At 53.9% G+C, this 16,267-nt stretch carries 7 protein-coding genes; all 7 read left to right on the plus strand.

Annotation, left to right across the window (positions count from 1 at the left end; genetic code table 11):
• Nucleotides 1–19: 19 nt before the first annotated feature.
• The 7 genes from MKY96_RS06155 (at nucleotide 20) to MKY96_RS06185 (ending at nucleotide 16,184) form a co-directional block, all read left to right on the plus strand.
• On the plus strand, nucleotides 20–5,974 hold the full coding sequence (locus MKY96_RS06155; RefSeq protein WP_340939199.1) for an S-layer homology domain-containing protein: 5,955 nt from the start codon (nucleotides 20–22) through the stop codon (nucleotides 5,972–5,974).
• Nucleotides 5,975–6,285: 311 nt separating this feature from the next.
• On the plus strand, nucleotides 6,286–7,806 hold the full coding sequence (locus tag MKY96_RS06160; protein ID WP_340939200.1) for a glycoside hydrolase family 43 protein: 1,521 nt from the start codon (nucleotides 6,286–6,288) through the stop codon (nucleotides 7,804–7,806).
• Nucleotides 7,803–8,798 (plus strand): glycoside hydrolase family 43 protein, encoded by a 996-nt coding sequence (locus tag MKY96_RS06165; RefSeq protein WP_340939201.1) that lies wholly within the window; start codon nucleotides 7,803–7,805, stop codon nucleotides 8,796–8,798. Before MKY96_RS06160 ends, MKY96_RS06165 begins: the two co-directional genes overlap by 4 nt.
• A gap of 45 nt (nucleotides 8,799–8,843) precedes the next feature.
• Complete coding sequence (locus MKY96_RS06170) at nucleotides 8,844–9,260, plus strand: hypothetical protein (protein WP_340939202.1); 417 nt, start codon at nucleotides 8,844–8,846, stop codon at nucleotides 9,258–9,260.
• A gap of 645 nt (nucleotides 9,261–9,905) precedes the next feature.
• Nucleotides 9,906–12,704, plus strand: a complete 2,799-nt coding sequence (locus MKY96_RS06175; RefSeq protein ID WP_340939204.1) for an endo-beta-N-acetylglucosaminidase — start codon at nucleotides 9,906–9,908, stop codon at nucleotides 12,702–12,704.
• A 146-nt stretch (nucleotides 12,705–12,850) separates the two neighbouring features.
• Nucleotides 12,851–14,674 carry a cache domain-containing sensor histidine kinase gene (locus tag MKY96_RS06180; protein WP_340939206.1) on the plus strand — a complete coding sequence of 608 codons (1,824 nt, stop codon included), beginning with the start codon at nucleotides 12,851–12,853 and terminating at the stop codon, nucleotides 14,672–14,674.
• A complete protein-coding gene (locus MKY96_RS06185; RefSeq protein WP_340939209.1) occupies nucleotides 14,667–16,184 on the plus strand; it encodes a response regulator transcription factor in 1,518 nt (505 codons plus the stop codon). The genes MKY96_RS06180 and MKY96_RS06185 overlap by 8 nt, the downstream gene beginning before the upstream one ends.
• The last annotated feature ends 83 nt before the right edge of the window (nucleotides 16,185–16,267 follow it).

Here is a 16,267-nt window from a genome sequence, read left to right on the forward strand (position 1 = left end):
TTAAGAATGGAGTGAGACAATGAAGCGTAAGAAGCTGCTCGCACTGCTAATGGTGCCCGCAATGATCCTGTCTATGTTTCCTGAACCCCTGGCTGTACATGCAGATTCAGCAGATTGGGGAGCGAGGGCTGCCTATGGAGGAGAAGGCGGAACAGAGCTTTTCCTGGGGGGCAAATTCATTGAACTGGGAGTAAGCAACTGGGGGAATTTCGGTACGATGGGCAGTAAGCCCGCTAACTTCCGTGGCACGAACTCCAGACCTTATCTGGGAATGAGTGCGGATCATGACGGATATGGAACAGGCAAAGATCTGCCAGTCGATTATTATTTGCCGGGTGCCCCTGAAGAACGGTTCGCGGTAGGCTACCAGATCGGCGACCATACATATGCAAAGTCCAATTCAGCGCAGATGCGCTCAATGGATATGCCGACCACCGTTGTAAATACCTCGCAGACGGATAAAGGAATTCTGAGTGCGACTACGGTATCCACATGGACTGACACTATGGAGATTAAGCAGGTGATCAGCTTTGGGGAGAACCAGAAATTCTACCGCAATGATGTGACTATTACCAATCTAACAGAGAAGAATTGGGACGGGGCGCGGTATATGCGCTCAATGGACCCAGATAATACGGTGGATCAGGGAGGGGATTATGTCACCTCTAATATTGTGACCCACACCATTGAAGAAGATCGCGCTGCAGTCGTGAAGGCGAGTACTATTGATGACGATGATCCGCTGTACAAGGCCTTTAATTCAAGAGCACCTATCTTCTTCTACTCAAGCAATCCGCGGGCAAAGGCTTCTATCTTCGGATTCACTAATAAAGATCCTTATGAAGAAGCTGCTTATGACAAGCCGACTGCCAAGAACTTGGAAGTAATAGATGACACAGGAATCACCATCACCTGGGATTCAGGTGCGCTGGCTCCGCTTGAGAGCAAGAAGTTCACCTATTACACTAGTCTCGATGAGAGGGATTTCAGTGAAGTCATCTCTGACATCGAGCTGGATGAAGGCGCTAGCACCGAACTGGTGGAAGCTAAGGCGAATGATGGAACGGTTACCGGCAACCAGAAGGTGAATATAGTCGGTGCGACTCTTACTGATTCTATTGATCCAAGCCATATCCGTATCAATAATCTGCCGGAAGGCCTTGACTTTGACGTGACCCGGCTCAGTGATACTGAGCTTAATTTCACGCTGAAGGGTGCTGCCGTTAACCATGGCAAGGATGCGACCACGAACAATCTGTCCGTGACGGTCGATAAGGAGAATCTGATCGGGAACGCCTCCGGCCTGACAACCAAGACCTTCAGTGTAACGTTCAGAGACCCTGCGGTGCTCAGCTTGAATAAAGGGATTGTATCCGAAGCCGTCTACGGCTCTGGAGAAATTACTGAGACGCTCGGTGTGACGCTTACTGGCGGGAAATTCGCCGCACCGGTCAATGCGGGCGATGTGCAGGTGCATGGCCTTCCAGCGGGCCTCGGCACAACAGTAACAAGAATCTCCGACACGGAGCTGGAAATCAAATTCACCGGTGCAGCTACGGTAACCAGCGATGTCTACGGAGCTTATGTAACCGTGGCCTCCGGCAAGCTGACAGGAGCAGCGGCGGACCTGAGCACGAATACCTTCAAATTCGACTTCATGGACAAAGAGCCTTATCTGGTGGTCAAGTCACCGCTGCTCTATGAGTCTGAGATGAATGACGGCACCATTGAGGGAGCGCTTGTACTGGAGCTGAAGAACGGTTCTTTCGATGAGTCGGTGATCGAGGCGATTGAAGCGGTGAACTGGCCGCCGGGCCTGACACCGGGTACAGTTACCGTGGACAGTCCAACTCAGATTACGGTAGCCTTGGCCGGACAGGCGGCCAGCCACAAGTCCGCTGATAGCGTGGACCGGGCGGGAGTTATGGTTGCAGGCATTCCTTCGGGAACCTTCGCTATTCTGTTCCGCTCTCCTCCGGCAGCGATTGCAGTGTCTCCTGAAGTGATTCACGATGCAGGCGACGGGACAGCGGCAGAGAAGCTGACGGTTACCCTGCGCAACGGCGTATTCACCGAAGGGATTAGCGGAGGGGTTCACCTCAACAATCTGCCGGAAGGTCTGGACTACACGGTAGTGCGGATCAGCGACACCGTGCTGGAGATCCAGATCACCGGAGAAGCAACCGGCAAGCTTGAGGCTTCGGCTTTCGCATCGGTGACTGTCGATCCGTCCATAATTGTAGACGGCGTTAAGCCGGTGACGTCAAACAACTTCGATATCCAGCTTCCGGGCACGGTGTCACTGGTGAACCGTGACGCGGCAGCCGTTACCTGGGATACGATCCGGCAGGAGAATCTGGTGCAGAAGTCTGTTGTGTCAGGGCTGCTTTTACCCGAGACAGGCGCTTTCGGCAGCACGATTACCTGGACCTCCAGCAACGAGGCTGTTATCGGGCCGGACGGGACTGTAACACGCCCTGTCTTTGCGGAGGGAGATCAGGAGGTTACGCTGACCGCTGTACTGAAGAACGGGGATTCGGAACAGACCAAGACCTTCGTGCTCACAGTCAAAAAACAGGCCGGAACCGACAACCAATCGGTAGCCGAGGATACAGACCTGCTGACCTGGAATACCATCCGCAAAGAGAATGTCAGCCAGGATTCGGTGACCTCAGATGTCTATTTACCGGCAGCCGGTGAGAATGGTAGCAGCATCAAATGGACTTCTTCAGATGAGGGGGTCATTACGCCGGATGGCAAACTTCAGGCTCCTTCCTACCTGGATGGCGATCGTACTGTTACCTTAACGGCGGTCATCACCAAGGGGGATGTAACCGAGACGAAAGAATTCGTACTCACCGTGGTCAAGCATCCGCTGACGGACGAAGAGTCCGTGAAGGAGAGCCTGGAAGCTCTGACCTGGGAGAAGATCCGGGCAGGCAATGAGCTCCAGGAGCAGGTGAAAACGAAGCTGGACCTGATCACAGAGGGCAACTATGGCAGTAAGATTACCTGGACCTCCACGGAGCCTTCCATACTGGGTCCAGAGGGTACAGTGAACCGTCCCGGTGCTAATGAAGGGGACCGGGAGGTGACCCTTACCGCAACAATTACCAAAGGCAATGTCACCGTCATCAAGGAGTTCGTTGTAACAGTTAAGGCGAAGCGGGAGGGGCTTGATGCTCAGCTTGATGAAGCTGCTGAACTCCTGGCTATCGGGTATCAGGGGCAGGATACGGCGAAGAGTGTAACGCAAGCCATCACACTGATCTCGAAAGGCAATTATGATTCTGATGTAGTATGGACGAGCCACCGCAGCGATATTGTCAGCAACACCGGTGAAGTTCAGCGTCCGCTGAAGGATACGGTGGTTAGATTGACGGCGCGTGTTGCCAAGGAAGGCTTTTTCCGGGAGAAGGATTTCTATATTAAAGTCAAAGGAACCAGCCCGGTCAACCTTCCCCAGGATGAGCTGAATATTCAAGTAACCTATGCTCCGGGAGATTCAGAGGAGTCGGTGACCCGGAATCTATTCCTGCCGAAGACAGGCGAGACCGGATCTGTGCTGACCTGGACCTCCAGTAACCCTGATGTTCTCACGAATACCGGACGGGTCAAGAGACCTGGACCGGATGAAGAGGATGTGACGGTAGAGCTTACTGTGAAGCTGGCAGACCCTGACCGTCCGGGCGAGACGCTGGTCAAGACCTTTACAATTGTTGTCAAAAAGCTCAGCGACCAGGAAGCCGCAGAGGATGCGGCAAGAAGCACCGGAATCAACACGGCGGCCACTTTCGCGCCTGGGGATACGTGGGAGAGTGTCACCGAAGCCTTCGTACTGCTGCAGACCGGCAAATATGATACGAAGATTACCTGGTCTTCGAATGAAGCATCGGTAATCGCTGTCCAGCAGAATGCCGAACAGGCCAAGGGCAATGTAACCCTTCCGCCCAAGGATACGAATGTCATTCTGACCGCAACCTTCACCCGGGGCGGGAAGAGTGCAGTTAAGCATTATCTGCTGATCGTTAAGGCAAAAGGCGTGACCAAGGACGGTGCCGTCCGTCAGGCAACCTCCAGGCAGGCAGGAATGTCTACCCCTAATGACGGCAGTCCGCTACAGCAGGGCGTAACGATTCTGAGAACGAACCTGTCGAACGGAACCAAGATTGACACGATTGTGATTGATGAGAATGAAATGTATAACCTGATTGAAGGCGTGAATCCGAATGACCCGGATGCAGCGAACCGGAAGGTAAGCATCACCCATGTGGATGATTCTGCTGCACCGGCGGATGAGATTGCGGTGGAGATTCCTTCCGGCGCGGTATCGGTTCTGGCCGGACGCAAGGTTTCACTTGATATTGTCACAGCACTGGGTTCCATCCGTCTGGATGCAGCCAGCCTGGAGCAGCTCGAAGCAACCGCTACAGACCTGTACTTCCGGGTTGTACCGGTGGAGAATACCCTGGAACAGCTCAGGGTTCAGAGCAATGCCGTTCTGAACGGCGTTTCCAAGCTGGCTCTGACCAGTGACAAGACGCTCCAGACCCTTGGAGCTCCAAGGGAGATTGAAGCCAACTACAGCAAGATCAACACCAAGATTCTGCTTCCGCTCACTGAAATCGCTGGCGGCATTCCGCTGCAAAGCTCCGGGGCGCGTGATGCCTTCCTGGACAGCTTGCGGGTATATGTTGAACACAGCGACGGCGAGGTTGCCGTCTATACTCCAGCGATTGTGTATAATTCCAGCGGCGAGCCTGTAGCGCTGGAGATTCAGATTAACAAATTCAGCACCTTCCAGATTGTGCGGATTACAGATAAGAGTCCTGAGTCTTATCCAGTAACGAAGCCTGCGCCAACGGCTACACCTGCTCCGCAAGGAACCACTACCGGCATTCCGGCTGGCAGTGTAGAGCTTACTGCGAGCAGCCTGAAGGACTTGCAGAATAAAGGCGGCGAGATCGTAGTCGAGTCTGATCTGGGTACGGCCAGACTGAATGCTGCAGATATCAATCTGACAGAGCTCAGCAAGCAGTTCGGTCAAGGCAATGTGAATGTGAACGACATTGTTATTACTGCCGAGCTGACGGAGTCTGCTCCGGCCAGCGTTGAAGGATTCAAGCTTGCCGCCGGGATGCGGAAGGCGCAAACAGGCGGTACACTTGCGAACTTCTCAGTCAAGGCCAAGTATCAGGGACAGACCGTACTTGTAACCAGCCACGGCTGGGTGAAATACACGCTGCCGGTACCGGCAAATATGAAGATTACCACTGGCGTATTATACCGGGATGGTAAAATCTATCATCAGCCGACTTATGTAACAATCAAAGACGGACGTTATTATGCGACAATTAACAGTCTGGAGAACGGCGATTTCGGCCTGATCTGGAATCCGCTGGAATTCCCGGATGTGGCGAAGCACTGGAGCAAGCCCGATGTCAATGACATGGGCTCAAGACTGGTGGTAAGCGGCACGAAGGAAGCGGTCTTTGAACCGCAGCGGGCGATCACGCGGGCTGAATTCACAGCTATGCTGGCCCGAGCACTCGGGATAGTCACGCATGGGGATCAGCCGGTTACATTCAGCGATGTCTCCGCAGGCGGGTGGTACGGGCTGGAGCTTCAGGTTGCTATCGAGAACGGCCTGATCACCGGTTATCCGGACGGAACCTTCAGACCGGATAACAATATTTCCAGACAGGAAGCCATGGCCATTGTCAGCAGAGCGATGAGCATTACAGAGCTGAAGTCTTCCCGCAGCGAAGAGCAGGTTCAGCAGCTGCTGAAGTCCTTTGCCGATTCCGCATCGGTAGCGGGCTGGGCGGTTGCCAATGTGAAGCTGAATCTGTCGGCCGGCATTATTCAGGGCAGAGACGAGCAGCGTCTTGCGCCGAACGAGAATATTACCCGCGCCGAAGCGTCGGCGGCTATCCGCAGATTGCTGATTCAATCGAATCTGATTAATCCGTAAGTATAGGCATCACATAACGATTGTATAAGCAAGATCAGGGTCGTCCCCCAAGCCAGATTATGGTTGGGGGACGGCTTTTTGTTGATTTTTGAGACCACTGCAGGTAGCCGGTAAACTCCGCAAAAAATGACCATTTCCTCAAGCAAAATGACGAGCAAACGGTGCTTATTTCCAGTACAATCGGTTGTAGGCGGAAATTGTACATTTTTTCGGGGGAAATTCTTTAGTCTGCGCATAGGAAAGCTTAATCCGGGCTTGTACAATAACACTAGCGATTGTAAACGCTTGCTTTCATTCCAGAGGAGGGTATGATGCAATCCATGAATGTGCGGAATCCCGTTATTGCCGGGTATTATCCGGACCCCAGTGTGGTCCGTGTGAATGAAGATTTCTATCTGATTAACAGCACCTTTGAATATTTTCCGGGTGTGCCTGTCTTCCACAGCAGGGACCTGATCGACTGGACCCCGATAGGGCATGTGCTGACCCGCCAGTCCCAGCTGGATCTGCGGGCGACCAAGAGCTCATCCGGCATCTACGCCGCCACCATCCGTTATCATGACGGGCGATTCTACATGATTACTACAGATGTCAGAGGCATCGGCAATTTCTATGTGACTGCGGACAAGCCTGAGGGGCCCTGGTCTGATCCGATTCTGCTGCCGCACGGGGGCATTGATCCGTCTCTGTTCTTCGATGATGACGGGCGCACCTATGTTACGGTGCAGAACGGTGCAGGCTATGAGTCGCACATTATCCAGTATGAGATTGATCCGCTGTCCGGGGAAGTGCTGTCGGAGCCGGTTAACATCTGGAGCGGCGATGACGGTCCGTGGGTCGAAGGCCCGCATCTGTACAAGATCAAGGGCGTCTACTACCTGATGACCGCCTCCGGCGGCACGGCGGGTGATCACCGGGAGATTATTGCCCGCAGCAGCAGTCCTTACGGCCCGTTCGAGGACAAGCCGGAGCCGATCCTGACCCACCGGGGACTGAAGGACCATCCGGTACAATGCCTTGGACATGCCGATCTGGTGGAGGATACGTCCGGGCAGTGGTGGGCCGTCTTCCTGGGTATGCGCCCGGTGGAAGGCCGGTATTCCCCGCTGGGCCGGGAGACCTTCCTGGCTCCGGTCACCTGGACGGAGGACGGCTGGCCGATGATTGACAATAATGAAGGCACCGTCATTGCAGAGGGTGAATCCAGCCTGGACAGCCTTGTGCTGCGCTTTACGCCGGAGAGCGGCTTCGGACCGGAGTGGGCGTTCCTCCGCGCCTATGAGGCGGAGCGCTATTCCTGGACCGAGCGGGAAGACAGCCTCACCGTGCGCGGGAATGCTTACACGCTGGACGATGAGGCACCTGCAGTGTTCGCGTGTCTCCGCCAGCAGCAACACCGGATGGAGATGGGCGCAAGCCTTGACTTCACACCGGTGACCGAAGGCGAGCATGCCGGACTGGCTGCGCGGCTAAACAACCGTGGATATCTTTTCTGGGGACTTACTTGCCGCAGCGGCCGCCGGGTGATGGAGCTTGTCGTGAAGAACGGCGAGGAGCGGCAGGTTCACCAGTATGAGGTAAGCGGTCAAGGTGCCGTTCAGCTTCGCCTCCGCTGCGACGGCTATCACTACCACTGCTCGTATTCGGCAGATGGCGTGTCCTGGCATGAAGTCCCGGAGACGGTTCATGTATCGGTCCTGTCCCCGGAGGTCAACGGCGGCTTCACCGGTGTCTGCCTCGGCGTACATGCCTCGGGCAACGGTACAGAGAATGCCAGCCCTGCTTACTATGAAGGATTCTATTATTCCAATATCAAAGGAGATGCCTTATGAATCAGCAGCAACCACCTAAGTCTAATCAACCGATCGTAACTCACATCTATACAGCGGACCCGTCCGCCCATGTCTATGAAGGCAAAATCTATATCTATCCTTCCCACGATCTGGATCATGACGAGCCGAGCAATGATAACGGCGACCAGTATAAAATGGAAGACTATCATGTTCTCTCGATGGACAGCTTCGATTCTCCGGTGGTCGATCACGGCGAAGCGCTGCATGTGAGAGATATTCCATGGGCCTCCAAGCAGCTCTGGGCTCCAGATGCCGCATATAAGAACAACACCTACTATCTGTTCTTCCCGGCCCGCGACCATGACGGCATCTTCCGCCTTGGTGTGGCAACGTCGGAGTCTCCCGCAGGCCCGTTCTCCCCGCAGCCGAATTATATGGAAGGCAGCTTCAGTATTGACCCGGCCGTGCTGGTAGATGACGACAACCAGGCGTATATCTACTTCGGCGGACTATGGGGCGGCCAGCTGGAGAAGTGGCAGACCGGCAGCTTCGTGCCGGATGCGGAAGGACCGGCTGCCGACCAGCCGGCGCTTGGACCGCAAGTTGCGCTGCTTAGCGACGATATGCTGTCCTTCCAGGGCAAGCCTGCCGAGATCTCGATTGTCGATGAAGACGGGAATCCGATTCTGGCCGGGGATGAAGAGCACAGATATTTTGAAGGCCCATGGATGCACAAATATAACGGCGATTACTACCTGTCCTACTCAACTGGAACCACGCATAAGCTCGTGTATGCAATCGGCAAGAATCCGATGGGACCGTTCACGTTCAAGGGTGAGATTCTGTCTCCGGTCATCGGCTGGACGACTCACCACTCCATTGTGCAAGTGGAAGACAAATGGTATCTGTTCTATCACGACAGCTCCCTGTCTGAAGGCGTCAACCACAAGCGCTGCGTGAAGTACACCGAGCTGAAATACAACGAAGACGGCACGATCCAGAGTATCAATCCTTATCCGGAGGCGGAGTAAGCTGGCGGATTTATGTAATGAAGGTAAGTAACATATGAGACAAACATGAGGCAGCTCCTTGCGGGGCTGCTTCTTGGCGTGGCAAGGGTGCGGGTGGGGCATGTAATCGGAAAACCGATCACAATTGGACCGGACGCGCCGCGTAGGCCAAATGTAATCGGAAAACCGATCACAATTGGACCGGACGCGCCGCGTAGGCCGAATGTAATCGGAAAACCGATCACAATTGGACCGGGGGCGCTGCGTAGGCCAAATGTAATCGAAAAACCGATCACAATTGGACCGGGGGCGCTACGTCGGCCGAATGTAATCGAAAAACCGATCACATTGGGCAGGGCGGAGGCGCGTGGGCGAAATGTATGCGGAAAACCGATCACAATTGGACCGGACGCCCCTCGTCGGCCAAATGTAATCGGAAAACCGATCACAATGGACCGGACGCGCCGCGTAGGCCAAATGTAATCGGAAAACCGATCACAATTGAACCGGGGGCGCTACGTCGGCCAAATGTAATCGGAAAACCGATCACAATTGGACCGGACGCGCCGCGTAGGCCGAATGTAATCGGAAAACCGATCACATTGGGCAGGGCGGAGGCGCGTGGGCGAAATGTATGCGGAAATCGAACACAATGGCGGCAGCGGAGGTGCGTGGGCGAAATGTATGCGGAAAAGCGAACACAGCAGCAAGCAGCCAATAAAGTAACTATATAAATTGAACTTGAAAAAACACAGACAGGGAAAAGTGATGGAGGGGAATTTTGGAGCTGTAGGAGCGGTAGCGTCCGCCTTTGTCACCGGATTTCATCCGCGAACAGCGGTTTAAATTAAGAAATTTGGGGACAACAGCGGCCGGAAGCCCAAAACTTCTCTGGAGTCACGGCGATCCCATACTGCAAAATTACAAGTAATACACTCCGCAGGGCGGCCGCCCCTGCCCTCCACCCTGCACTTTTCTTTAATTTGACCAGAGAATCTTTAATTTCGCTTCTATTAGTCCCCGCATGAACTGCTATATAGTAACCTTGATCACTATCATCCAGAAGGAAGATTCATCCAGTTATTATGAATGCGTTCTCATCAAACTGAAGAATGAGGAGAGTGAACAATGGTAGCTACATCCCGGACACACAGAATTCGTAAGCTGACTTCAGCGGTATTAGGTACAGCGCTGCTGGTTACCCTGCTGCCGCAGACAGCCATGGCCGGAGACACCTGGCCGTTCAAAGGTGAAAGCGCACACGGTGCGAATCAGCCCAGCGTACATGGCTATACCAGCCAGCACATAGCGGACTGGAGTCCGCAGAGAGATCAGGACGCAGCGCTACTGCGCTCCAGGGTGCCGTTGCAGCAGCGGATTGCACCTTTCCAGCAGACTCAGGCCAATCCGGCGCTGAATCCGGCGGTGCAGATGATGAATGTTGCGGGCGATTATGGTAATGCTTTTATCGAGAATGCCCCGTACACCAACAAGTTCGCCCAGTACCACTTCAACTTCTGGCAGTATATTGACTATTATTCCTACTGGCACGGAACAGCGACAGCGTATACACCGCCGGAATATTACGACGATCTGGCCCAGTCCGACTGGCAGCAGAAATGGTTCGAGTTCGGCATGCTGAACATTCCGAATCCGGCATATACCGATGCCGCACATAAGAATGGGGTAATGTCACTGGCCGGGGTGTTCTTCTCGAACAATGACCGGGGACAGCAGACGTATAAGCAGATGATTGTGAAGGATGCGAACGGGAAGTTCCCGGTAGCTGAGAAAATGATTGAAATGGCCGAATACTTCGGGTATGACGGGTACTTCCTGAATCAGGAGGAGCAGAACCCGAATGTGGCGACAGCGGATATTCCTGATTATATTGCTTTCATGAAAGCGCTACAGGAAGGCGGGCTGTATGTTCAATGGTATGATTCTCTGAATACTGCCACAGGAGCCAATGTCTTCGCCAGAACCTTTAATAACAACAATATCTCTATGCTCTATGATAAAGCGGCCAACAAACAGGTTTCGAATTCGTTTTTCTTCGATTACGGTATGGGCAGCTCGCAGATTACCTCGGCGGCGAATTACTTGAATACCTTCAACGCGGCCGAGGGGACGAGCTATAATCTCTTTGAGACCGGCTTCGCGGGACTTGAAGCCGGGCGCGACCGCTTCAAGAGCGTGCAAGGCTCAGCGTTGAGCAGCAAGCTGTCCGGGGGAATTCCACGGACCAGCCTGGCGACACTCGGCGCGGATTTTGTCCATGCCGGTCTGGATGAGGACATGAATCAGTCCTGGCCTGTCTCGAACCGTACGGATAACAAATACCAATGGATGACGAACCTGCGCGAGCAGCTATGGTGGTCAGGGCCGCAGGTGAATCCAAAGAATACAGCGGTGTCTTCCAATAATACGGTAGCCGATGTATATGCCGATAACCGCTACTGGCCTGGGATCGCTTCGGTCATTGCCGAGCGCTCGGTAGTGAAGGATGCCAACTTCTATACCAGCTTTAATACAGGCCACGGCCTTGCTTATTACAAGAACGGATCGGTATCCAGCGGGGCGGAGTGGTCGAACATGAGCCTTCAGGATGTTCCGGTCACCTGGCAATGGTGGCAGGATACCACAGGCAACCGCCTGAACGTGGATTTCGATTATGGTCCGGGTTATGACCAGACCGCCAATTCGCGTATGAATTACCAGCAGCTTGGCGGTTACAACGGCGGAAGCTCGCTGGCGGTGAGCGGGAATCTGAACAGCGAGAACTTCCTGCGTCTTTATAAGAGCAATCTTGCCGTAAAAGCTGGTTCTAAGCTGTCCATCGTTTACAACAAGCCGTCGGCAAACGACACCTCAGTGCTGAGCGCAGGACTCATCTTCCGCGACAACCCGAATCAAGTGGTGAAGGTTCCTGTTGCAAATAGCGGGAAGCATACCACGGGCTGGACCACAGCCGAGCTTAATCTTGGTGCTTATGCCGGCCGGGAGATCGCTGCCTTCGGTCTGGTGTTCACCCCTGGAGCCACACAAGCAGCCAATTATCAGATGAACATCGGCCAGCTGCGGATTCATGACGGCTCAGCGGTCAAGCCATCGGCTCCAGCCGGTCTCTCCATAGCGCAGGCGCTGCCGGGCACGGATGAGCTGATCGTGAAGTGGGTCATGGACACCGATTATTCCAAGGTGAAGCAATACAATGTATATGTGAATGATATCTATGTGGGCGGGAAGTATGATGAGACCTTCTATATCAAGAAGCTTCCGGCCAAATCCGGCGTGCTGAAGGTAGCGGCTGTAGGTGCAGACGGGCTGGAGGGCGATCCGGCCACGCTGTCCTTCAACCTGAATGCTGCGGTATCCTATGTGACTGCCGAGTCCGCTGCGAATGGAGACTTCTTGGTGAAGTGGACGAATCCCGCCGCAGCCCAGGGCAGTGTCAAGGTTACAGTGAAGTCGGTGAACTGGACTACCACGCCGCAGCCGGTATCGAAGGAATTGACCGTGCCGCAGGGGGCAACCTCAGCCTTGTTCCAAAATATGCCGGTGAACGGTGATGAGTATACGGTTACCGTTCAAGCCGGAAATACCGATAAAATAACCTATAACGGAACGTTCACCGACAAGGTGTCCGAGCCTTATGCAGAGAACTGGTCCTGGAACGGAAATACGCTGAACCTGCCGATGCCAAGCACGCGTGACTGGCGGTATATGTACATTAACGAAGACGGCCAGAACCGGTCGTTCCCGGTCACTTATATCTCCGGTGCTGCGGGCATGAAGCCGATGATTATCCGCGGCCGCACGACGAAGGCTGCGCTGAGCTTCACTTCTACTGCAGCAGTAGTTACAGTGGTCATGGAGGATTACAGCGGCAACAAGTCGCAGCCTGTATATCTTAGAGGCCATTAATGTGAAGTAACCGGGAATAGGTACCGCCCATTCTGCACAACATACACAAAGCGCTCACCCTCTGGCACATTTAGCAGGGGGGAGCGCTTCTTGTGTATCCCGGCTAGCCGTGCCCGCAAGGCTAATCCATAGGAAGGAGGTGAATCATGCGAAGCCTTTCGCTGTACCGCAAGTATTTTAAAGACAATATGTTTCTGCGCTTCACGCTGATCGTGTCCTGTATCTTCATAGCCACCATTATCGCCTTCTCTTATCTGGTGCTGCTGTTAATCTCGGATTCGGCGGTGCAGCGCCAGATGGATATCCAGCGCAAGAGTATGGAGAGCATCAGCAATTATGTGGAGAACAAATATCAATCCGTTCAGGATATGCTCCGTGATGTGTACAGGGACGCGAGTCTGGCCAGTAATACGACCTTCCTGCTGGAGAATCCCTTAAGCGATTATATCGAGCACCGGCTGGACCGCTTTCTGCTGGGGGAACAGTCTACCTCGAACGCCATCCAGTATTTCCAGAACAAGATTGACGATGATCCCGATATCCGCGGCCTGATCCTGTACAGCGCCAACCAGCAGGTCATGTATTATTACGACAACCGCAGGCAGTTCGAGCGGATCTCGACCAATGCGGCGCATTCTTTTGTCCCCGATTCGATGGTGCTGGGTGAGGAGAGTGTTGTCTCTGTTCCAAATATTTGGGTGCTGAAAAGTATAGGGATGCCGACAGCCCCAATGTTCTCGGTGAAAATACCCATCAACAATAAGTCCTCGCTGCTCAATATCGGCCAGCTGCTGGTCTACTTCGACTCTGAGGCGATCTGGCAGGCCATGAATAACTATAAGCAGGATTTCAAAGGCGACATCCTCGTGCTCTCCGCCCAGAATGAAGTCATTTTCGATTCCTCGGGTAAGGGGTATGGCCGGAAGCTGCCGAAGCTGCAAGGGATTAACGCCGGCGAGGAGTTTACGATAGAGGGGATGGTCGTTACAAGCCAGACGCAGAGCCAGGCCGGGTATACAGTAGTCAGTCTGATCTCCAAAAAGGAGCTGGCTGAGACCTATAGCAGTGCGCGGAGCACCATTGTGTCCATCGCACTCGTCTGTATTCTGTTTGCCGTGCTGCTGCCGGCGATGTTCATTTCTAATTTTGCCAAACGGACCCACCGTATTATCCGCTTCACCCGCAAAGTCAAGAACGGGGATCTGAACACCCGGATTGTGGACGGCAAGGAAGATGAATTAGGCCAGATTGCCAAAAGCTTCAACAGCATGCTGGATGAACTCAATCAGTATATTGACCAGGTCTATAAGGCGGAAATCAAACAGAAGCATACGGAGATCGCTACACTGGAGGCCAGGGTGAATCCGCATTTTCTGTATAATACATTGGAAGTCATCCGGATGCGGGCGATTTCCAGCGGGGCGAAGGATGTAGGTGAGATGATCTACAGCCTGTCCATGCTGTTCAAGTCGTACGTCCGTCCGAAGCTGAAATATACGTTCAAGGATGAGCTGGAGGCCTGCCGTCTGTATCTGGAATTATTCCGTATCCGGTACAAGGACCGGTTCTCGTATACCATCGAATGCAGCCCAGAGCTGGAAGAGCTTCCTGTACTCAAAATGTCGCTGCAGCCGGTCATTGAGAACTATGTTCTGCACGGCATGCGGACAGGGCAGACTGATAATGTGATCCGTATTGTGATCACAGCGGAGCCGGAGAGTATCCGCGCGGTGGTTACGGATAACGGCAAAGGGATCGCGGAGGAGCGGCTGGCCCGGCTCCGCGGGGTGCTGGAGGATCACGGCGAATTGTCCGGGTCCGAGTCGTTCGGGCTGCGCAGCATTCATGAGCGGCTGAGACTGATGTACGGCAAGCCTTACGGCTTAGAGCTGGAGAGTGAGGAGGGCAGCGGAACAGTGGTTACGATTACTTTTCCATACCCGCCGAAGGAGGAGAACGCAGATGTATAAGGTGTTTATTGTGGATGATGAGCCGTTCATTCTTAGCGGCCTGCAGGATATATTGGACTGGGAGGAGCTAGGCCTCACGATTGCGGGGCAGGCGGAGAACGGGCAGGAAGCGCTGGAGCAGCTGCGGGAGATTCCCGCTGATATTCTGATTACCGATATCTCCATGCCGGTGATGACCGGCCTTGAGCTGATCCGCGCTGTCCGGGAATTCCGCCCGGATCTGAAGGTGGTGGTGCTAAGCGGCTTCGATGAATTCATGTATGTGAAGGAAGGCTTGGCGCTCGGGATCGAGAATTATCTGCTGAAGCCGATTAATCTGGAGGAATTCCAGCAGACGCTGGAGACGATTGTGGAGAAGCTGAACGTCTCCAGGCTGGATATGCAGTGGTGGGAATATACGAATTCCGTGCTGAAGGATAATGTGCTGCTGCGCTGGCTGCGGGGGCAGATTGATCCGCAGGAGCGCTCCGAACGGCTGAATCTGATCGGCCTGCCGCTCACCAGCCGTTATGTGCAGGTTGCCCTGCTACAGGTAGAGCCGGCAACGGATACCTTCAGGAAGAGGGTATCCGATCTGGCAGAGGCAGAGGCTTCGTTCTTCATGTTCTGGGATTCGGACAATGATCTGGTGCTGATACATAACTATGAAGAAGCCTCCGCCGGAGCAGCAAAGATGGCATTCATGCTGGAGGAGATTACCGGCTTATGCACCGGCGGTGAGAAGCTGCGCGCAGCCGTAGGCCCGCCTGTGTATGGGGTGGACGCCGCTCCCGCAAGCTACGAGCAGGCGAAGCAGGCACAGGAGTTCCTGGAGATTCACCCGGAGCGCAGCATCATCTATTATGAGCAGCTGAGGGACCGGAAGGAGGATCTGGGGGCGGTTCTGCCGGAGGACTGGAGCGATTACGCCAAGCTCATTATGTCCAAGAATGCGGCGGGGCTGTCGGAGCAGCTGGAGCTCTATTTCTCGTCTCCTGCAATGGAAGGGTTAACGCCAGCGATGCTGGAGGAGATCTCGCTGGAATGGATTCTGTTCTTCCGGGTGCTGATCAAGGATATCCGCAGTGAAACGGAGCGGGAGTGTATTGCCGAGGGCTTGACGGCGATCCGCCGGGCGAATTCGCTGCCCGCACTGTCCGCTGCGCTCCGGCAGACCTCGGCAGGCATCATCGGGATGCTGGACCGGGAGCTGAAGAGCCCGGTGGTGAATCAGGTGCTGAATTATATCGCGAAATCGTACAGTGAGGACCTGTCTCTGAAGAAGCTGGGCTTCATGTTCAACATTCATCCGGTGTATCTGGGACAGCTGTTTCACAAGACGACCGGCGAATCCTTTGCGGAATATATGAACCGCTACCGGATCGATAAGGCCAAGGAACAGCTTCGCACGACAAACCTGAAGGTGCATGAAATTGCAAGAGCCGTGGGATACTGGGAAATGGGATACTTCTACAAGCAGTTCAAGAAATATGTCGGGATCTCCCCGACAGAGTTCAAGGGGCTCCTTTGAAGGCAGCTCTTTTTGAAAAGAAAAGAAATTATATGTTAGGTACGGAGTTATTTTTCTTTATTTCATACCTGAAAAACTATAGT

The sequence above is a fragment of the Paenibacillus sp. FSL R7-0302 genome, assembly GCF_038006885.1.
Taxonomy (GTDB): Bacteria; Bacillota; Bacilli; order Paenibacillales; family Paenibacillaceae; genus Paenibacillus_AQ.

Bases quoted from the DNA above. Each gene is read 5' to 3' on its own strand.
- MKY96_RS06155 (WP_340939199.1), top strand. From the start codon at position 20: ATGAAGCGTAAGAAGCTGCTCGCACTGCTAATGGTGCCCGCAATGATC.
- MKY96_RS06160 (WP_340939200.1), top strand. From the start codon at position 6,286: ATGCAATCCATGAATGTGCGGAATCCCGTTATTGCCGGGTATTATCCG.
- MKY96_RS06165 (WP_340939201.1), top strand. From the start codon at position 7,803: ATGAATCAGCAGCAACCACCTAAGTCTAATCAACCGATCGTAACTCAC.
- MKY96_RS06170 (WP_340939202.1), top strand. From the start codon at position 8,844: ATGAGGCAGCTCCTTGCGGGGCTGCTTCTTGGCGTGGCAAGGGTGCGG.
- MKY96_RS06175 (WP_340939204.1), top strand. From the start codon at position 9,906: ATGGTAGCTACATCCCGGACACACAGAATTCGTAAGCTGACTTCAGCG.
- MKY96_RS06180 (WP_340939206.1), top strand. From the start codon at position 12,851: ATGCGAAGCCTTTCGCTGTACCGCAAGTATTTTAAAGACAATATGTTT.
- MKY96_RS06185 (WP_340939209.1), top strand. From the start codon at position 14,667: ATGTATAAGGTGTTTATTGTGGATGATGAGCCGTTCATTCTTAGCGGC.